The sequence below is a fragment of the Paraglaciecola hydrolytica genome (genome assembly GCF_001565895.1).
GTDB classification, from domain to species: domain Bacteria; phylum Pseudomonadota; class Gammaproteobacteria; order Enterobacterales; family Alteromonadaceae; genus Paraglaciecola; species Paraglaciecola hydrolytica.
Genome location: NZ_LSNE01000015.1, coordinates 108,422 through 127,203, shown reverse-complemented (window position 1 = coordinate 127,203; position 18,782 = coordinate 108,422). Strand labels below are relative to the sequence as shown.

The window sequence follows — 18,782 nt, the reverse complement described above, 5'->3', positions numbered from 1 at the left end:
GGCCTCAAATTTTTACTGGCGGGTATTCGATGTTTTTTTGTTTATCTTTTATACCGATGTTTTTGGTATAGCACCCGCTGCGGTGGGTACCATGATGTTGGTGACCCGCTTAATCGATGCTTTTTCTGATCCCCTTATGGGCGCGATGGCTGACCGTACTCAAACCCGTTTTGGTAAATTTCGGCCTTATTTATTGTGGGGGATTATACCGCTAGCTGCTGCTGGAATACTGACTTTTACTGTTCCTGATTTTGATGACTCAGGAAAGCTTATTTGGGCTTATTGCACCTATATTTTTATGATGCTGGCTTACACCTTTATCAATGTACCATACGGCGCGTTACTTGGCGTTGTCACTGCTGATAGTCAACAACGTACTACTTTAACCAGTTTCCGTTTTATCGGGGCTTTTTCAGGCGGCACTTTGGTGGCCTATATGACTCCCAAATTAGTGGCGTTTTTAGGTCAGGGTGATGAAGCACTAGGTTGGCAGCTCACCATGACAGCTTATGGTTTTGTGGCACTGGTATTATTTTTAGTGACTTTTTTAGCCACAAAAGAACGCATAGCTCCACCTGTCGGGCAAAAAACACCTATAGCGCAGGATATTAAAGATCTGTTGTCTAACAAACCTTGGTTAGTGCTCTTTGCGCTGGCTTTGATCATCATGTTAACCATTACCTTGCGTGGCAGTGTGGGGACCTTTTATTTTAAATATTATGTGGGTCGTGAAGATTTGATCGCAGACTTTTTAACCATCTACATGATTTCTTTAGCGCTAGGCGCCGCGAGTACGCCCTTATTAAGCCGCTTCTTTGATAAACGTACTTTATTGATTATCTTGATGTCGCTGGTATCGGTGTTATCGGCGGCCTTCTTTTTTGTGCCCAAAGATGCCATTTGGCTGATGTACAGTTTGCAGTTTGCTATTGGTTTGTGTCTGGGACCAAAATCACCTTTGGTGTTTTCGATGTATGCGGATACTGCCGATTATTCACAGTGGCGTAATGGTCGTCGGGCAACGGCCATGATCTTTTCAGCGGCGTCATTTTCACAAAAACTCGGTGGGGCGATGGCTGGCGCTATGATCGGCTGGATGTTAGGTGCCTTAGGTTATGTGGCCAATCAAGAACAAAACGCTGGCTCTGAATTAGGCATAGTATTGCTAATGACCTTAATACCGGCGGCCTTTGCCTTATTAGCGGTAATCGTAGTGCGTTTTTATTCGTTAAATGAAAAACAAGTCAAGCAAATACAAAGTGAATTAAAACTGGGGGAGTTTAATGGTTAAGGTGGTTAATAAGGCGGTGACAAATATGATTTTGGATTGCCAATCACAAGGTGCTAAATATGTGCTGAAAAGCCCAACTAGTCTGCCCAATGCGGGCGGCTTTTTGTGGAATCAACAAATGCTGATCCAGGCTAACTGCCGTGGTTATGCCATCGCCCAGTTTATGCAGCCTGATGCGGGCAAATATGTTTCTGGGCCAGCACTTGAAGCGAAAACCTTTATGCAGCCCGAGCAACCTTATTATGCCAATCATCCTGGTCGTTTTTTCTATATTAAAGATAATGCTACGGGTGAGCTTTTTTCCGCGCCTTATGAGCCGGTACGTGCACCTCTAGCGCGTTTTGAATTTATCAATGAGGCTCATCAAATCTCTTGGTTGGTGGAATGCCAACAATTAAGAGTGACTTTGTGTTTACGTCTACCTACTGAAACGGCTATTGAATGTTGGCAATTTAGCGTGGAAAACCTCAGCGATAATGCACGAGATATTAGTGTGTATCCGTATTTTCCTATTGGTTATCGCTCGTGGATGAATCAGTCAGGGCAGTATAATAGTGAGCTTAACGCGGTGGTGTGCCGTAGTATTGAGCCTTATCAAAAAGTCGCCGATTATTTTAAAAATCAAAGTTTGCACGAGTTAACCTTTTTGGCTTGTGAGCGCAGTGCTGATAGCTGGGAAACCCGCCAGCATGAATTTGAAGGCGAGGGTGGTTTACACAATCCTTCGGCCATTCAAAATACCACTTTAGCTAATGGTCAGGCTAACTACTGCACTCCCACTGCGGTGATGCAATTTAAGTTGAAGCTAAACCAAGGCCAGTCTGAAAAATTACACTTTATATTTGGCCCAGCCAAAAACAGTGAGCAAATTTCTAAGTATAAAAAGCAGTTTTTAAACAATGCCGAGCAAACCTTTGCGCAATTAGGAGAGCAATATCAGGCTTATCTGGCACAAGGGGAAGGCGTACTGCAAGTCAGTACCCCTGAGCCGGAATTTGATGCCTATGTAAATCACTGGATGGCACGCCAGCTCTATTATCACGGTGATGTAAACCGTTTAACCACTGACCCTCAAACCCGCAATTATTTACAAGATAATATGGGCATGAGTTACATCAAACCAACGACGACTCGTGATGCGTTTGTACGTGCATTGAGTCAGCAAAAATCCACCGGTGAAATGCCTGATGGGATTTTATTAACGGCTGGGGCTGAGCTTAAGTACATCAATCAGGTGCCCCATACGGACCACTGTGTGTGGTTACCAATTTGTCTGCAAGCCTATTTAGATGAGACAGGTGATTATGCGTTGCTCGACAGTTTACTGCCCTTTAGTGATTCTGAGCAGTTGTTAAGTGTCAGTGAGCACATTAGTTTGGCCATGCATTGGTTAGATAAAAGTCGTGACGAACGTGGCCTCAGTTATATCAATCAGGGCGATTGGTGTGACCCGATGAATATGGTGGGTTATCAAGGCAAAGGGGTTTCGGTGTGGTTAAGTTTGGCCAGCGCTTATGCCTTAAAATTGTGGACCCAAATATTACAAGAGCATCTGGGCACTACTAAGCCTGAAATGGTCTTTTTTAACCAGCAAGCAGAGTTAATGAATCAAGCGGTGAATCAACACTGCTGGGCAGACTCATGGTTTGCCAGAGGGATTACCGATGCAGGCCGAGTATTTGCAACCCAAGCGGATAAAGAGGGCAAGATATTTTTAAATCCTCAAAGCTGGGCCTGGCTTAGTGGTGCGGCAGATGCACGTCAAACCGGCCTTATGTTAACGGCGATTGAGCAGCAATTGCATACCCCTTATGGCGTGATGATGCTGGCACCGGGTTATACCGCTATGGTCGAAGACATTGGTCGAGTAACTCAAAAATTCCCTGGTACGGCAGAAAATGGCTCAGTTTATAACCATGCTAGTGCCTTTTATATTTATAGTTTGTATCACATAGGCCAGGCGGATTTAGCCTTTGAGCAGTTGCTTAAAATGCTGCCAAAACAACAGGATATGCTGCAAAGAGGGCAATTGCCTTTGTTTATCCCTAACTACTATCGTGGGGCGTATTATCAGTTTCCCGATGAAGCGGGTAAGTCGAGCCAACTATTTAATACCGGCACTGTGGCTTGGTATTATCGTATTTTGCTTGAACAGTTATTTGGGGTGCGAGGCAGCAAAAAGGGGTTAATCATCAAGCCCCAATTGCCTAGCCACTGGAATACGGCGACTATCCAACGTCGTTTTAGGGGCGCGTTGTTCACTATTGAGTATCAACGTATGGTTGGTATCACTGAACAGCAAGTTTTTGTTGATAATTCTCCCGTCGAGGCGCAGTGTATTAGCGATTTTTCAGCAGGTAATCACTATCAGGTAACTGTGAATTTGCCTATAGGATTACAATAATTAGAGTGGAAAGTGAGATGGAAACTCAGCAAAAACCTAGCAGTAAGTTAAAACTTATCATCGTCATGGGAGTCAGTGGCTGTGGTAAATCGTCAGTTGGATCAACCATAGCCAAAGATCTAGGTTTTCAATTTATCGAAGCCGATGATCATCATTCAGCAGCCGCCAAAAAACATATGGCGGCGGGCAAACCGTTGACCGATGCCATGCGTGAACCTTGGTTGCAGCGTTTAATGGATATCATCAGTGCCAGCCCCCAGCAAAATACTGTAATGGCCTATTCGGGCTTGCGACGTAAACATCGCCAGCGATTTCGAGAGTTGGGTTTTGATACCTTGTATGTGCATTTGTATGGGGAGCAAGAGGTAATTTTGCGCCGTATGCAAAAGCGTAAAGATCACTTTATGCCAACCTCCTTGTTGGCAAGTCAGTACAGTGCTTTAGAGTTACCGGATGCCGAGCCTGATGTAGTGACACTGGATATAGGCATAGATCTGCAACATATCGTTGAGCGGGTACATGCAGTGATCCGATTAATTCAACCACTGTCGCTTAACAGCGCTATGGCTTAGGTAACATAAATAAATCGAAATTAAGATCACCAGTGTTGGCATGATGAGGGCGGTTACACCATAAACCTCCAAGACTTCACTCATAAAGAATGAGTGAAAGTTTTGTGCTAGTACCCCCAACAAAGAAAGCCACAACAAAGGGATTGCCCACGCTTTTTTTAACACCAGCGCAAGACAACCCAATACACCACCAAATACCGCACAGGCAAAGGCAATCGTTATCCACAGTGGATTATTTTGATAAAGCGCTTGTTCTGCCACAGGCAGTGCCGCAATGTGTTCTGGCGTTAGCATAAGATGCTGAATAAAAGCCAGCAAGCCGAGTAAATTCCAGATCAGCAGTACAATTGCTACGGGTTTAAACCAACCGGCGATTTGTGGTGTTTGTTCAGTCGTAGTCTGTTTGGTGTTTGGCATAAGTTTTCCTGTTTTTTATTATTATGAAATATCTTTACAATAAATTAACAAACACTCAAGGCAAACACAAACTCACATAGGCAAGAGCTTGCCGGGTGGCGATAGAAAAGGCAAAAATGCACCGCAAAGGCAAGAAGACTATGGCCTGTCAACGACAGAATGTAGTCACCTGAGAGTGTTAAAGGCTTATCCGGTATAAATGCAGTTACGGCCATTTTTTTTAGCTTGATACAAGGCCGTATCGGCACGGTAAAATAAACTGAGCGATGAATCATGTAATTTCGACAACGTAGTACCTATGCTGCAAGTGACCTGATGTTGTTTTAATAGCGGATCTGCGGCTACCACAGAGGAAATCCTTTGGGCGATTTGAATAATGGTGTCGGTGCTGGTGTCAGGCAACAAACAGCAAAATTCATCGCCACCAAAACGAAAAGCAAAATCTGACTCGCGCATGCAGTGAGTAAGAGTTTGGGTAAAAGCGATCAGTACTTTGTCGCCCTCATGGTGACCACATTTATCATTAACTTGTTTAAAATTATCTAGGTCCAATACCAACAAACCAAAGGGGCTGGAGTGTCTTTGGGCATGACTGAGTAAACGGCTGACTGACTCGGTGTAGCTCGCTCTGTTACCTAAAGAGGTCAGATAATCTCGCATAGCAAACTGTTTAATTTGATGGTGTTCTAGCGCGTTTTTCAGCGGGTTGGCAAAATACAAATGCATTTGTTGCAATATCTGCCAGTCTTTGGCTGACAAAGTACGGCTAAAACCATAGTGCAGGCTGGCTACAACTTGCCCATTACGCACACAGCTTAGGGTTTTAAGTTTGATCTGTTCATGCCACTCACCCAATACAAGGGCTTGATCGTCAAATTGTAACTTGAGGCTTTTGAGTTGCAAACGAGTGGTCAATTGTTGAAAAAAGATATCGGTTAGGCGCGGTAAATCAATGGTGCTCAACAATTTGTGCATCAATTGATTGATTTCGGTATGACTCATTCCTTGATTGAATTGTTCCAGATTGAAGAAGTTATCACTGATCCCTTCATCATAAATCGGGTTGAGTTGCTCCAAAATATTCTCCTGCCAAAAAATTGTCGAATAACTAAACAAATAACGGTGTATTTGCATACTCAGCAATTAGCGTGCCTAGTGTTCATATCGGCTGATTTATGGACTTTTAGGGTTTTGTTAACTTACGGTGAGATAGGGAGCATGTGAGTGTTGGTAAGGCTGCAAGGGGGGCCTATGCGATTAAGTAAAATTGAGGCGCTCAGGTTTTTTTAGCAATCCGGTAGCTATCTACTATCCCGACTAACCAGCAAACCACTAACACCCAAGTTGTCATGGTAAGTTGCTGGCTATTAGTGCCGGCCAATTCTGCGGATACCGCCGCACTTATTTTGCCTATATCCAGCGGAATGGCTCCACTCAAAATCTTAGCGCTAATATCATTGGCAATATCTACGGCGCTGGCCAGCAAAAAATATAAACACGCCATAGAAACCGCAATTAACAGGCCAGCCATGAATTTGCTTTTTAACCATAGATGGCCGCAACCCGGAAAGGCCAGGGCAGACAACAGAACAGCTTTAGTGGTACGAGTCATGGTTAAATACACAATGCCTAAATTAAGTTTTATATCGACAAGTTAAAAGTCAATAAGTTGCCAGTTGTTATAACGCTGACATCGCATTGAAGTCAATTTGGTATTCATCTTTGTTTTATCTATATTTTTTTGTTCAAAAAAATTGAACTAACAATGCAAAATGTTTCGATTTTTTCTTTTAGTGATTGCCTCTATAGTTATTTCAACAGCAAAACAGCTGCGTAGTAAACACTAAACGAAGCGTTAAAAAATTTAACTTAATGAAGAGGATTACACCATGAACAAACAAACATTAGCGACACTCTTTAGCTCAAACGCAGGTTTTGCACCCTTAGCCTTGCGTATACCCATCGGCATCACATTTATTGCCCATGGCGCCCAAAAACTATTTGGTGCTTTTGGTGGTTATGGCTTAGAAGGTACAGGTCAGTGGATGGCGTCTATCGGATTAGAGCCTGGGTATTTGATGGCATTGTTGGCCGGTAGTGGCGAATTTTTTGGCGGTTTATTGATTTTATTGGGCTTAGTCACTCGCCCTGCGGCATTAGTTTTGGCCGTGACTATGGTTGTAGCGATATTCAGTGTGCATTTCCAAAATGGCTTATTTATGTCTAACAATGGTTATGAGTTTGGCTTAGCTTTATTGGCAGCCGCGGTTTCACTGGTATTTTCTGGCTCAGGTAAAGTGGCTTTAGATACTGTCATTGCCAAAAAATTAGCCTAATAGTTAAGCTGGAAGGAGTATAAAAATGATTGAAATTAGACACGCAAATGACAGAGGCAAAGCCAATTTTGGTTGGTTGGATAGCCGTCACACTTTCTCCTTTGGTTCGTATTATGATGAAAAACATATGGGACACTCGGCCTTAAGAGTGATCAACGATGACACGGTTGTACCTGCTGCGGGCTTTGGTACTCATGGTCACCGCGACATGGAAATCATTACTTTTGTTACCGAAGGTGTGATTGAACACAAAGACAGTATGGGCAACATACAGCGTTTGCCTGTCGGTGAATTTCAATTGATGTCAGCAGGTCGAGGTGTGACCCATAGTGAATACAATGGCTCAAAAACCGATAGCTTGAAGTTTTTGCAAATTTGGATAGAGCCTAATGAAACAGGGGGGGAGCCTGGCTATCAGCAAAAAAGCTTTGGTCAGGCTCAGGGCTTAACGCCGGTAATTACGCCAACTGGTATCGACGGCACGCTGAAAATTCGCCAACAGGCATCGGTGAGTCAGTTATATTTGGCGAGCAATACTGAGGAGAGAGTCACTATTGCAGCACAGCGCAAGGCTTATGTGCATGTAGTAACAGGCGTTTTGCAACTTGACGGTCAAACGCTTGTTGCTGGTGATGGAGCTAAAATCAGTCAAGTTAAGCAACTGAGTTTGGTTAATCAAGGCGATGACGCTGTTGTCGCATTAGTATTTGATTTGCCATAATAATAATGAGGAGTAATGTAGCCTAAGTAGCGGACGATAGATCTCTACTTAGGCCTTTGTTTTATTGTCATGGATTAGAAAAAATGCGCAACGCTATCACCCTTGATGCCATCCGAGTACTCGAAGCTATTGATAATAAAGGGAGTTTTTCTGCCGCTGCGCAAGCTCTGTTTAAAGTACCTTCAGCGATTACCTATACCATGCAAAAACTCGAAAGTGACCTGGGAGTGGTATTGTTTGATCGCAGTAACAAACGCGCTGTGCTGACACCCGCCGGACGTTTAGTATTAGATGAAGGCATTCAGCTCTTACAGTCTAGCGCCCGACTTGAAGAAAAAGTCCATCAACTGGAATCAGGCTGGGAAGCTAAGCTCACCATTGCCAAAGATACCATCATCCCTGACGCCCAGTTGTTTGAGATCCTTGGGCGTTTTTGTGGTTTGAATAAACAGGTCGAGATTACCATTATCGAAGAAGTGCTCGGCGGCGGTTGGGATGCCTTGTATACCAAACGAGCCGATATCGCCATTGGAGTAACGGGCGAGTTACCCAAAGGCCAGTTTAATGTACATGCTTTGGGGGAACTTGAATTTGTGTTTGCGGTTGCCAGACACCACCCCTTAGCCGATTTTGTGGGGCTGATTGAAACTCAGCATATCAAGCAGTTTCCTACCCTAGTGGTGGCTGACAGTTCCCGCACTTTGCCAGGGCGTTCGTCTGGTTTATTCGACAGTAAACAAGTGATTAGAGTGAGTAATATGCCAAGTAAAATTCAAGCTCAAATCCAAGGTATTGGTGTGGGTTTTTTGCCCTTGCATTTGATTAAAAAAGAACTTGAAACGGGAGAGTTAATTATTAAAGGTTGTGCGATCCCAAGGCCACCCATTCCCGTGTATTTTGCTGTCGAAAAAGGACGGGCAGGTAAAGCATTAGAATGGTTTAGCCAGGAGCTTAAACAACAAATGTGGTTTGTTTAATCAATAAAAAGACGTTCATAAGTGGTAGGTAGAGTACTTAGCTTTTTAATCGTAATATCTTTATAAAAAATTTCTGCAGCTTCGCTTTGTAACTGGATTTTTCCTTCAACAAGGGGCGTACTGACGCCGTCTTTTAAATAGCGCGAATTACGTAGAACCATTACTACATGGCCATTCACTATATGCAAACTTTGGCCTTCAAAACAAATCAGTTCTAAGCTATTCCACTGTCCTGCAGGTTTTTCGTGATTTTCTTTGCGTAATACAAAACCAAGCAGAGCCTCACCTTTACCTACTTTTAAATAGTCTTGACTTTCATCGGCCACGGCATTCATCACATACTCTGGCTGATAAGCACGAATATCGATGGCAGAGGTGGCTTGTGACCAATAATCCCCTATATGCCCTTCCATTATTTGAAATTCTTGGGATAGCATCCAAGAGCGAAAATATTCTTGCCCGTGTTCACCAGTGCCATGATACAAAATGCCACTGTCTTTGAGTTTGTGTAACCGTGGTTGCCATTTCAAATCGCCCCAACGAAATTGCAATTTGAGATGATAATTGCGATAGCTTTGTTTGCTGGTCACCGCGCCATAGATCTCACCACTGACTCTTAGTACATTCTGTTGATCTTCTTCTATAACCGTAAATACTTGATGTACATCATTACCGGTATTTAAGCCGATGGGGCTGACGGCGTTGCCTTGTGCATCCAAAGGAATATTGCCGTCGTAGTTTTCAGTATGTTTATAACTTAAATAGGTATCCCATTGGCTGAGATTTTTATCTAATAAATTTTGCCATTCTGCGGCGCCACTGAAGGTGCTGAAAAAATATAGCAGCGCTAAAAAACGAGATGCTTGCATGGTAATGAATATTTAAAGAGGATTTAGATAGGCTAGTGTAACAGCATTATGTGACGATTATTTAGCACAACCATTTATCATAACCACTTTATTACGCCCAGCGTGTTTGGCCTCGTATAAAGCAACGTCGGCCTCTTTATAAAGTGTTTCAAATTTGCATTCCTGGGCGGCGATAGAGATACCAATCGACAGAGTGACATTAATGCTTTGCCCATCAATTTCCATGGTGGTCTGCATGATTTTTTCGCGGATACGTTCTGCGACTTCCTGAGCGGTTTGACAGGATGTCTCAGCTAAAAAAATACCAAATTCTTCGCCACCTAAACGGCCAAATATGTCGTATTCACGCAACATGGTTTTAATCAGTTTGGCCATAGTAATCAGTACTTTATCACCTGCAAAATGACCGTAGGTGTCATTGACTTTTTTAAAGTAATCGATGTCGATCAATAAAAAGGCCATGTTAGCGTGTTGGCGCTGACAGCGGCTGATTTCAGCTTTGACTGATTCGATAAAACTACGGCGGTTAGCAATTTGAGTTAATTCATCTGTTAATGCGAGGTTGTGCAGTTTGATTGAATGTTCTGATAAATTACGTTCATTGATTTTTAGTTTAGTAATGTCGCGTGCCTGGGTCAGCATATCGCCATTTTCAAGAGTTTGCTCTGAAAGTAAAAACCAACGGCCATCGATTAAGTCAATCTCAAATACTCTGAATTCTTGTGAGCGTCGACGAGTTAGTGCGTGTGCAATCCATAGCTCAATGTTGTCGGAGTCAATCTTGAGGCCTTGTTTGGTTAAAAAACTTTTTCGAGCTATGTCAGCAAAAGACTGATTAATTATTTCATCATGAGAATATTGGAAAATTTCAGCAAAAGCTTGATTACAACCAATTAATTTGTCGTTCCTATCAAAAATGCCATAACCGTCACTGCTGGTAGCTAAAAACTTAGCAATGTTAGTTGTTAATGCATCTAAACCGCGATTCATACTTCACCTTCGCAATACTCAATTTCCATGTATTCAGCTAATCAATATACTGAATGAAGCTTTATTTAGATAGACTAATAGCAGAACTAACTACTTTTGTGAAAGTAGATCTTATTTGATTATGGTAAGTTGGTGAGCTTTTATTACCGCTATTTTCTGCATGGTGTTAAAAGCTTAAGTTAAGGTGAGGGAGCCGCGTGATGCAACTGCATATTATTGATATTAATTGCGATATGGGCGAAGGGCAGTCACACCATGATTGTGAGCAAGATGCCTTGTTAATGCCCTATATATCCCGCTGTAATATTGCGTGTGGTGCTCATGCTGGCAATGACTTTACTATGAGGCAAACTCTGCTTAATGCACAAGGTTATAGGCTAAAATGTGGCGCCCATCCTGGTTACCCTGATCCCGATAATTTTGGCCGTGTGTCGCTTAAGGTCACTCATCAACAGATAGTAGACAGTGTCTTGTTACAAGTTCAAAAACTTGTCGATATTGCCACTGAACTTGGTGTCGCTTTAAGTCATATAAAGCTACATGGCGCTCTCTATAATGATGCCGAAAAATCGAGTGATCTAGCTGATCTTTTGTGTCAGGCCGTGGCAGTAAATTACCCAAAGCTTAGTGTACTAGGCTTGTCCGGTGGAGCCATGCAACATGCTGCTAAACAATATGGCCTTGATTTTTTACGCGAAGGGTTTATGGATAGAGCGTATTTAGCCAGTGGGCAACTTGCCCCTCGCACCTTGCCCGGGTCGGTTTATCAAAACCCCCAACAGTGCATAAACCAAGTATTGACGATTCTCAGGCAAACACCGCTACCAACCCTAGATGGCAACAGGATAGAGCTTGCAGTCGATAGTTTATGTTTGCATGGAGATAGCAAAATTGCGCTGGATCTCGCCACCACTTTGCACTCTGAGCTAAGCCAAGCGGGATATCAGATCCAATGAGTACCTTGTCATTTTCAATTGTAGCCAATGGTGATGCAGGGCTGACTGTATTATTTGCTGAGCCAATCAGCGAGCCATTATCACGGCAAATTTTATGGTTGAGTAAAGCTTGTAAACGTCAATTTGCAGAGCAACTTATTGATGTTATCCCTGCTTATCAAAGTTTGACCTTGCTTTATCACCCCAGTGCAAATAACTATCAAATGTTGCAAGAGGCTTTACAGCTCATCTTGCAACAGCCTGTACCACAAGATGATTACCAAGCTAAAAACATCCATATTCCAGTTTGTTACCAAGGTGAATATGCACCAGATCTGTCAAGTGTGGCTGAAAGTTGTGGCCTTAGCAGCCAAGAAGTCATCGCTTTACATTTTGCGCCAGAATATCTGGTGCATATGTTAGGTTTTTCACCCGGATTTTTATATTTGGGTGGCATGGCAAAAGCCCTAAGGTGTGCGCGTAAAGCCATACCGGCCACCAGTGTACCTGCAGGCAGTGTCGGCATCGGTGGCAATCAAACCGGTATCTATCCACAAGCGTCACCTGGCGGTTGGCATATTATTGGCCGCACTCCACTTACGTTATTCGATCCTAATCGGGCCCAACCTTGTATTGCTAACCCACTCGATAAAATCATTTTTGAACCCATTAGCCCACAAGATTTTGTGCGTTTAAGCGGCACGTCTTTAAGTGACCTGCGTTTAAGAGAGAAGGCTTAATGAGTATCGAAGTGTTAAAACCCGGCATGCAAAGCACTATTCAGGATGATGGGCGCAGCGGTTATATGGATATGGGAGTCGCCCATGGTGGTGTAATGGATACCTTGTCTATGCAACTGGCTAATTGGCTAGTGGGCAATCCGCCGAGCCAAGCTGTTATCGAGATCTGTTTGATTGGTCCTGCTTTGCTGTTTAAACAAGCTCTTACTATCGCCATTACAGGTGCTTATTTTGAACTCAGTGTCAGTGATAAAAAAGGGCATGTGCGCACTGTGTTTAACGATCAAACGGTCCAACTTAAAGCTGGCGATACCTTGCATTTTGGCAAACGTCTACAAGGTGCCAGAGCCTATTTAGCCTTTGCCGCTAAACTGGATGCGAAAGCCATTTTAGGCAGTTACGCGACGCATATTTTGGCTGAGTTTGGTGGCGTGTTTGGACGGCCGTTAAAAAGCGGCGATGTGATCCCCCTGCGTCAATGTCAACGCCGTGTAACACGACAACTTGATAGTAATATTGCTCAACGCTATTCCGGTAGGTATGTATTACGCTGTACCGACAGTGTTGAAAGCGCGCAATTTAGCCAACAACAAAAAGAAGCTTTTTACCAGCAGACTTATAAGGTGAGCCCTTCGTCAAATCGCATGGGTTTGCGTTTTGAGGGGGAGCCCTTAGCCATGCAAAATATGCTTGAGATGACCTCCAGTGGACTCACACAAGGCTCGGTGCAAATACCTCCGTCAGGACTGCCAATTATATCTAGTGTTGATGGCCAAACCATAGGCGGCTATCCACGTATCGCTAATGTGATCAGCGTAGATTTGTTTGCCTTAGGTCAATTAGTCGCTGGCGACCAAATTTACTTTGCCTATATTGCAGTGCAACAAGCTCAAGATCTGTTGTTAGAACAGCAAAAATGGTTGGCGCAATGGGATTTAAGCAAGTGACTGTGGCCGGTGTCAGCTGTCATTAGCACCCGGCATCAGTTAATGCTATCGGTGAAATTCAGCCGTTTGTCGTTTTTAAGTCGGCAAGCCGTATGGGCAATGTTAGCATTGAGGCTGTTGGTATCATCTGTATTACCCTCTTAAATCTAATTAATAAGAAGAATAGCTATGTCACTACATAAACACGGTAAATCAGTATTTTTAGGGCTGGTTTTATTATTTAGCCTGCCAGTATTGGCAGAAAATGAACGGCAAATAGATGTCGACAACTTAGTTACTACGCAACATAAAACGACCATCTTAGGCCAAACTATAAAGTACTCAGCGAGCATTGGTACTCAACCAGTGTGGGATGAAGAAGGTAATGCGGTTGCTACTTTACATTACACTTATTACCAACGCAGTGATGTACAAGATATCAGTCGTCGCCCTTTGGTGATCAGTTTTAACGGTGGTCCGGGTTCTGCGTCGGTGTGGATGCATGTGGCTTACACTGGTCCGCGTATTTTGAATATTGATGATGAAGGTTATCCTCTCCAGCCTTACGGCGTTAAGTCTAATCCTTACTCTATATTGGATGTCGCGGATATTGTTTATGTTAATCCGGTTAATACCGGCTTTAGCCGAGTACTAAAGGATAAAGAGGGCAAGCTCCTTGCTAAAGACAAACAAAAAGAAATGTTTTTTGGCATCAATGCTGATATCAAATATTTAGCCGAGTGGCTGAATACCTTTGTGACTCGTAATAATCGCTGGTTATCACCCAAGTATTTGATTGGTGAAAGTTACGGTACCACCCGCGTATCTGGTTTAGCGCTAGCGCTGCAAGAAAGTCAGTGGATGTATCTTAATGGGGTAATATTAGTGTCACCTACCGAGATTGGCATTAAACGCGAAGGTCCAGTTGAAGTGGCTAATCGCTTACCCTATTTTGCGGCAACCGCTTGGTATCACAAAAAGCTGGCGCCAGAGTTTCAGGCCATGACCCTAGAGCAATTTTTACCGCAAGTGGAGGCCTTTACCATGAGTACTCTGCTGCCTGCTTTAACTAAAGGCGGTTTTATCGGCGCTGAGGAAAAACAACAAGTTATTCAACAAATGGCCCGTTATGCAGGGATCAGTAGCAAGGCCATCATGCAAAACAATATGGATGTGAGCCTAGACTTTTTCTGGAAGGAATTACTGCGTGATGAAGGCAAAACTATAGGACGTTTGGATAGCCGTTATTTGGGCATTGACAAAAAAGAAGCTGGTGTTGAAGTGGATTATTTCCCAGAGTTAACCTCATGGTTGCACTCGTTTACCCCGGCGATTAATTATTATCTGCGTGAAGAGTTAAATTACAAAACCGACATTAAATACAATATGTTTGGTTCGGTACATCCGTGGGACAATAGCAACGATAATACCGGTGAAAACCTACGCCAAGCGATGGCAGAAAACCCTTATCTGAAAGTATTAATTCAGTCAGGTTATTATGATGGAGCCTGTAATTATTTTGATGCTAAATACAGTATGTGGCAGTTGGATCCCAGTGGCAAAATGCAGGATCGTTTAGATTTTAAAACCTATGAAAGTGGCCATATGATGTATTTACGTCATGCAGATTTAAAACAATCGAATGATGACCTACGTGAATTTATTAAGGCTGCCACCCCGGCAGAAGGTCAACCGGCCATATATAAACACTAGAGTTCAAGCAAGAATTAGTGAGCATCTAAGCGGTGCTCACCTAATGCTATGTATTGAGCAATAATAGGCTGTATAAGCCCTTGTTTAACTAAGCTGTTCAGGGTTGATTGCATAGCCGCAACTAATTTGGGATCAACTTTCAGGTTAAATGCCAGATGATTACCTTGCAGTTCAGGCACCTCAAATTCTAATGCGGGAGTCATGACTGCCGCGCTATTTTGTTTGCTGGCTAATAGTTGATAAGGCTGGGTAAATGCAGAACCGACTATCAAATCGAGTTTGCCTTTAAAAAATAGTTCGTTCATTTCCTGTTTATAGGAAAAATCCAGTAGATTGACCCCTTTTATAAATCCTTTGCTTAACAATATTGTTTCATAAACATCATTTCGTGGAATTCCAACGGTATATTTCAAGGCATCTTGATAAGAGTGAATATTAATGTCGTTGCGCTCTGTCAAACGATAAAGATAAGCTTGTGAGGATACTAATGGGCCGACCCATTGAAATTGGCTTTCGCGTTTAGCGTGACGGGAAATAGTGACTAACCCTGCATTTGTTTTATTCAAGGTATTCGTATAAGCCCTGCTCCAAGGCTGCAATATAAATTCACATTTAACTTGTGTCGCTTGGCACAGTAATTTCACAATGTCGATGCTGATACCCACCACTTTGTCATCCTCAACAAAGTTATATGGGGGAAAATCTTCTGTATAAATAAGCAATTTCTGCTTGTCTTCAGCCTGAGCAGAGAATGCCCAGCACAGTAATGCAGCATAAAACCATTGAGTCCGTGACATCAGTGTATTTGCCTTATTTAACAATAAATTGATGATAGCGGATATGGGCTGCAAAACACAAACAGCCTTAAATACAGGTCAAATAGTGGTTTTGTATGAATACGATTAAAGGTAACTGTCTTTGCAAAAAACAGAAGGTCTCATGTTTAGCTTTTATATTGTTTGCTGGTTAAAGTGTGGGGTTAATTACCAATGTTAAAAATTGCACATCTAATGATGGTTTATTGTTAGTTGGTTTACATACAAAACGTAAGGCATAAAAATGAACAAGGGCACGTTTTCAATTTTTATCTTCTCTTTGTTAAGTCTTGTGGTGCTGCTAAGCGCCTGCAGCAAGGTGGAACAAGCTGGCAGTGAAATCCATAAAGTTGAGGATCAACCATCACAACTCACTCGCCAGCGAATATTACTCAGCGATAATTGGCGCTTTTATAAATACGCAGACAATCAAGTGACTGACAGTCTTATTTATGATGTGCGCCCTGAAATCGAATCAGATGAAGATGGCAAAGCGGCCGATGCGAAACCTACGGAAGCTGTGGATATTGTAAGCGAAGCCTTTGTTTTAAAACCATGGATACTGCCGACAGCCAATCCTTTTATCGACGATCCTGCACAGCAACATCAACGCCCTGAGGGTAACCCAGGTGCAGATTTTGCTTTTGTACAAGGCGATTTTGATGATAGTCAATGGCAACAAGTGCAAGTTCCCCATGACTGGGCGATAAGTGGGCCATTTTATGTTGGGCATAATGCACCGGTAGGTGGTGGTATGGGGCGTTTACCCAGCCCCGGTGTTGGCTGGTATCGTCAGCATTTTGAGCTGACAGCCGCCGATGCTGAGAAATCTATTTTCTTAGATATTGACGGTGCGATGTCCTATGCCATGGTCTGGTTAAATGGTCATCTAGTTGGAGGCTGGCCTTATGGTTATGCATCCTTTCGTTTGGATTTAACCCCCTACATTAAACTTGGTGAAGCAAACCAACTGGCGATACGCATCGATAATCCACCGGCTTCTTCACGCTGGTATCCCGGCGGTGGTTTGTATCGCAATGTTTGGTTGACTAAAACTAATCCAGTGCATGTTGGGCAATGGGGCACTGCAATAAGCAGTTCTGATATTAGTGAAAAGAGCGCCAAAGTCTCATTAAGTGTCACTATTGATAATGATTCAGCGCAAACTATTGAGGTCAGCACTCAGACTAATATTTATGCTTTAGATATGGATGATGTGGTGGCTAAGTCGGCCAGTGCGACTATCGCTACCGATGCTATTTTGATAGATGGTGGCCAAAGTTCTAGAGTAGATGGCTCAGTAGTGATTAACAATCCTAAACTGTGGGGGCCATTACCCAATCAACAACCTAACCGTTATGTGGCTGTGACTAATATTCTACAAGCAGGTAAGGTCATTGACAGCTATGAAACCCGTTTTGGTATCCGTGAGCTGCATTTTGATGCCAATAAGGGCTTGATCGTAAACGGCGAGCACATCTACTTTCAAGGCGTGAACCAGCACCACGACTTAGGTGCACTGGGCGCTGCATTTAATGTCAGAGCCGCACAGCGCCAACTCGAGTTATTACGAGAAATGGGCGTTAATGCTATTCGTTTGGCACACAACCCGCCTGCCGTGGAATTGTTAGAGTTGACCGACAAAATGGGTTTTGTGGTGATTGATGAAATTTTTGATGTCTGGGAGCGTAAAAAAACGCCGCTGGATTTTCATTTAATTTTCCCTGAATGGGCAGAGCCTGATTTACGTGCCTTTATTCGTCGTGATCGTAATAGTCCATCTGTAGTCATGTGGAGTATAGGTAACGAAGTTGGTGAGCAATATACCGGTGCCGACGGCGCAAAATTGGCCCAGCGTTTACAAAATATAGCTAAACAAGAAGATACGTCTCGCCCCACTGCGGCTTCGATGAACTTTGCCAAACCGGATATGCCACTGTCTGCGGTATTTGATACCGTTAGTTTGAATTATCAAGGTGAAGGCATACGTAACGCTCCAGCTTATGCTCATTTACAAGGTATTCGTACCGCACCTTTGTACCCTGCATTTCACCAAGCCTTCCCTAATAAAGTGATAATGAGCAGTGAAAATGCCGCTGCGGTAAGTTCGCGCGGTGAATATTTATTTCCAGTCAATGATGGTGTTAGTGCTCCGGTTGCCGATGGCGCAGGTGGTGATCCCGAATCGCTGCAAGTCAGTGCATATGAGCTGTATACCGCGCCCTTTGGTTCATCAGCAGACAAGGTATTGGCGTCTTTAGCTCAGCATCCTTATGTTTCGGGTGGTTTTATCTGGAGTGGTTGGGATTATTTGGGTGAACCGACACCTTATTATCTGGCCCGTAGTTCTTATTTTGGTGTAATTGATTTGGCGGGCTTTAAAAAAGATCGTTTTTATCTGTATCAATCAATGTGGCGCCCAGACTTTCCAATGGCGCATATATTACCCCATTGGAACTGGCCGGAGCGTATTGGCAAAATCACTCCTGTGCATGTATTTACCTCGGGTGATGAAGCTGAACTATTTCTCAACGGTCGTTCATTAGGGCGTAAACAAAAAGCCGAATTTGCTGCTCGTTTACGTTGGGACGATGTGGTGTATGAGCCGGGTGAGCTAAAAGTACAAGCCTACAAACTAGGCAAACCATGGGCAGAAAATAAAGTAGTCACCACCGGCGCAGCCACCGCACTTGCATTCACTCCCGACCGAGCTGAGATTAATGCAGATGGTGTAGATTTGTCTTTTGTCACGGTTAAAGTTGTTGATAAAGACGGACTAATGGTACCTAGGGCTAAACATCAACTTAGCTTCAGTCTGCAAGGGCCGGGTGAAATAGTGGCGACCGACAACGGCGACTCGGCTAATTTAGTGGCTTTTCCATCTCATCAGCGTGCAGCCTTTAATGGCCTGGCTTTGGTGATTATTAAAGCTAAAAAAGGCGAACCAGGTAACATTAGCTTAAGTGTGGAGGCCGAAGGTTTAGAGGCTGCGCACGTGAGTATCACCAGCAAATAAGGTCGATAGCCCGTCTCTGATTATTTTTCGGAGACATTTGCTTGCTATATGGTTGACATA

Annotated in this window: 17 protein-coding genes; 11 read left to right on the top strand and 6 right to left on the bottom strand. The window is 43.3% G+C overall.

What is annotated here, in order from left to right; genetic code table 11:
• From AX660_RS20605 to AX660_RS20595, 3 genes are all read left to right on the top strand, one after another.
• Positions 1–1,291: MFS transporter (locus AX660_RS20605; RefSeq protein WP_068381497.1), on the top strand; the 1,291-nt coding region annotated here is incomplete at its 5' end.
• 25 nt (positions 1,292–1,316) lie between these two features.
• Positions 1,317–3,695 (top strand): GH36-type glycosyl hydrolase domain-containing protein, encoded by a 2,379-nt coding sequence (locus tag AX660_RS20600; protein WP_068381725.1) that lies wholly within the window; start codon positions 1,317–1,319, stop codon positions 3,693–3,695.
• A 17-nt stretch (positions 3,696–3,712) separates the two neighbouring features.
• Entirely contained in the window at positions 3,713–4,267 is a 555-nt protein-coding gene (locus AX660_RS20595) for a gluconokinase (RefSeq protein WP_068381494.1), read from the top strand.
• Here the strand turns inward: AX660_RS20595 and AX660_RS20590 are convergent.
• From AX660_RS20590 to AX660_RS20580, 3 genes are all read right to left on the bottom strand, one after another.
• Complete coding sequence (locus AX660_RS20590) at positions 4,229–4,684, bottom strand: hypothetical protein (RefSeq protein ID WP_068381489.1); 456 nt, start codon at positions 4,682–4,684, stop codon at positions 4,229–4,231. The two genes, AX660_RS20595 and AX660_RS20590, sit on opposite strands and share 39 nt — an antisense overlap.
• Before the next feature lie 186 nt (positions 4,685–4,870).
• Positions 4,871–5,761, bottom strand: coding sequence for a GGDEF domain-containing protein (locus tag AX660_RS20585; RefSeq protein WP_068381487.1), 891 nt, complete (start codon positions 5,759–5,761; stop codon positions 4,871–4,873).
• A gap of 199 nt (positions 5,762–5,960) precedes the next feature.
• Positions 5,961–6,215: a hypothetical protein gene (locus AX660_RS20580; protein WP_131811842.1), complete on the bottom strand. Its 255-nt coding sequence runs from the start codon at positions 6,213–6,215 to the stop codon at positions 5,961–5,963.
• Between the two features lie 358 nt (positions 6,216–6,573).
• Here AX660_RS20580 and AX660_RS20575 point away from each other — a divergent pair, with 358 nt between their 5' ends.
• From AX660_RS20575 to AX660_RS20565, 3 genes are all read left to right on the top strand, one after another.
• Entirely contained in the window at positions 6,574–7,020 is a 447-nt protein-coding gene (locus AX660_RS20575) for a DoxX family protein (protein WP_068381481.1), read from the top strand.
• A gap of 25 nt (positions 7,021–7,045) precedes the next feature.
• Complete coding sequence (locus AX660_RS20570) at positions 7,046–7,741, top strand: pirin family protein (RefSeq protein WP_068381478.1); 696 nt, start codon at positions 7,046–7,048, stop codon at positions 7,739–7,741.
• 83 nt (positions 7,742–7,824) lie between these two features.
• Positions 7,825–8,718, top strand: a complete 894-nt coding sequence (locus AX660_RS20565) for a LysR family transcriptional regulator (RefSeq protein ID WP_068381476.1) — start codon at positions 7,825–7,827, stop codon at positions 8,716–8,718.
• Here AX660_RS20565 and AX660_RS20560 read toward each other — a convergent pair.
• Together AX660_RS20560 and AX660_RS20555 are read right to left on the bottom strand one after the other, a co-directional pair.
• Positions 8,715–9,587, bottom strand: coding sequence for a 3-keto-disaccharide hydrolase (locus AX660_RS20560; protein WP_068381473.1), 873 nt, complete (start codon positions 9,585–9,587; stop codon positions 8,715–8,717). The genes AX660_RS20565 and AX660_RS20560 overlap by 4 nt on opposite strands.
• Before the next feature lie 57 nt (positions 9,588–9,644).
• Complete coding sequence (locus tag AX660_RS20555; protein ID WP_068381471.1) at positions 9,645–10,577, bottom strand: sensor domain-containing diguanylate cyclase; 933 nt, start codon at positions 10,575–10,577, stop codon at positions 9,645–9,647.
• A 200-nt stretch (positions 10,578–10,777) separates the two neighbouring features.
• On the opposite strand from AX660_RS20555, the gene pxpA reads away from it, so the two are divergent.
• From pxpA to AX660_RS20535, 4 genes are all read left to right on the top strand, one after another.
• Positions 10,778–11,533: a 5-oxoprolinase subunit PxpA gene (pxpA, locus tag AX660_RS20550; protein ID WP_068381468.1), complete on the top strand. Its 756-nt coding sequence runs from the start codon at positions 10,778–10,780 to the stop codon at positions 11,531–11,533.
• Positions 11,530–12,252 carry a 5-oxoprolinase subunit PxpB gene (gene pxpB / locus AX660_RS20545; RefSeq protein ID WP_068381466.1) on the top strand — a complete coding sequence of 241 codons (723 nt, stop codon included), beginning with the start codon at positions 11,530–11,532 and terminating at the stop codon, positions 12,250–12,252. The genes pxpA and pxpB overlap by 4 nt, the downstream gene beginning before the upstream one ends.
• On the top strand, positions 12,252–13,199 hold the full coding sequence (locus AX660_RS20540; protein WP_068381463.1) for a 5-oxoprolinase subunit C family protein: 948 nt from the start codon (positions 12,252–12,254) through the stop codon (positions 13,197–13,199). Before pxpB ends, AX660_RS20540 begins: the two co-directional genes overlap by 1 nt.
• Before the next feature lie 168 nt (positions 13,200–13,367).
• On the top strand, positions 13,368–14,891 hold the full coding sequence (locus AX660_RS20535; RefSeq protein WP_082769053.1) for a S10 family peptidase: 1,524 nt from the start codon (positions 13,368–13,370) through the stop codon (positions 14,889–14,891).
• Between the two features lie 14 nt (positions 14,892–14,905).
• Here AX660_RS20535 and AX660_RS20530 read toward each other — a convergent pair whose 3' ends face one another.
• Positions 14,906–15,688: a substrate-binding periplasmic protein gene (locus AX660_RS20530; RefSeq protein WP_068381459.1), complete on the bottom strand. Its 783-nt coding sequence runs from the start codon at positions 15,686–15,688 to the stop codon at positions 14,906–14,908.
• A 262-nt stretch (positions 15,689–15,950) separates the two neighbouring features.
• Here AX660_RS20530 and galB point away from each other — a divergent pair, with 262 nt between their 5' ends.
• A complete protein-coding gene (gene galB, locus AX660_RS20525; protein ID WP_082769052.1) occupies positions 15,951–18,722 on the top strand; it encodes a beta-galactosidase GalB in 2,772 nt (923 codons plus the stop codon).
• The last annotated feature ends 60 nt before the right edge of the window (positions 18,723–18,782 follow it).

Excerpts from the sequence above, each read along its gene's own strand:
- AX660_RS20600 (WP_068381725.1), top strand. The coding sequence starts at position 1,317 with ATGATTTTGGATTGCCAATCACAAGGTGCTAAATATGTGCTGAAAAGC.
- AX660_RS20595 (WP_068381494.1), top strand. The coding sequence starts at position 3,713 with ATGGAAACTCAGCAAAAACCTAGCAGTAAGTTAAAACTTATCATCGTC.
- AX660_RS20590 (WP_068381489.1), bottom strand. The coding sequence starts at position 4,684 with ATGCCAAACACCAAACAGACTACGACTGAACAAACACCACAAATCGCC.
- AX660_RS20580 (WP_131811842.1), bottom strand. The coding sequence starts at position 6,215 with ATGGCTGGCCTGTTAATTGCGGTTTCTATGGCGTGTTTATATTTTTTG.
- AX660_RS20575 (WP_068381481.1), top strand. The coding sequence starts at position 6,574 with ATGAACAAACAAACATTAGCGACACTCTTTAGCTCAAACGCAGGTTTT.
- AX660_RS20570 (WP_068381478.1), top strand. The coding sequence starts at position 7,046 with ATGATTGAAATTAGACACGCAAATGACAGAGGCAAAGCCAATTTTGGT.
- AX660_RS20565 (WP_068381476.1), top strand. The coding sequence starts at position 7,825 with ATGCGCAACGCTATCACCCTTGATGCCATCCGAGTACTCGAAGCTATT.
- AX660_RS20560 (WP_068381473.1), bottom strand. The coding sequence starts at position 9,587 with ATGCAAGCATCTCGTTTTTTAGCGCTGCTATATTTTTTCAGCACCTTC.
- AX660_RS20555 (WP_068381471.1), bottom strand. The coding sequence starts at position 10,577 with ATGAATCGCGGTTTAGATGCATTAACAACTAACATTGCTAAGTTTTTA.
- pxpA (WP_068381468.1), top strand. The coding sequence starts at position 10,778 with ATGCAACTGCATATTATTGATATTAATTGCGATATGGGCGAAGGGCAG.
- pxpB (WP_068381466.1), top strand. The coding sequence starts at position 11,530 with ATGAGTACCTTGTCATTTTCAATTGTAGCCAATGGTGATGCAGGGCTG.
- AX660_RS20540 (WP_068381463.1), top strand. The coding sequence starts at position 12,252 with ATGAGTATCGAAGTGTTAAAACCCGGCATGCAAAGCACTATTCAGGAT.
- AX660_RS20535 (WP_082769053.1), top strand. The coding sequence starts at position 13,368 with ATGTCACTACATAAACACGGTAAATCAGTATTTTTAGGGCTGGTTTTA.
- AX660_RS20530 (WP_068381459.1), bottom strand. The coding sequence starts at position 15,688 with ATGTCACGGACTCAATGGTTTTATGCTGCATTACTGTGCTGGGCATTC.
- galB (WP_082769052.1), top strand. The coding sequence starts at position 15,951 with ATGAACAAGGGCACGTTTTCAATTTTTATCTTCTCTTTGTTAAGTCTT.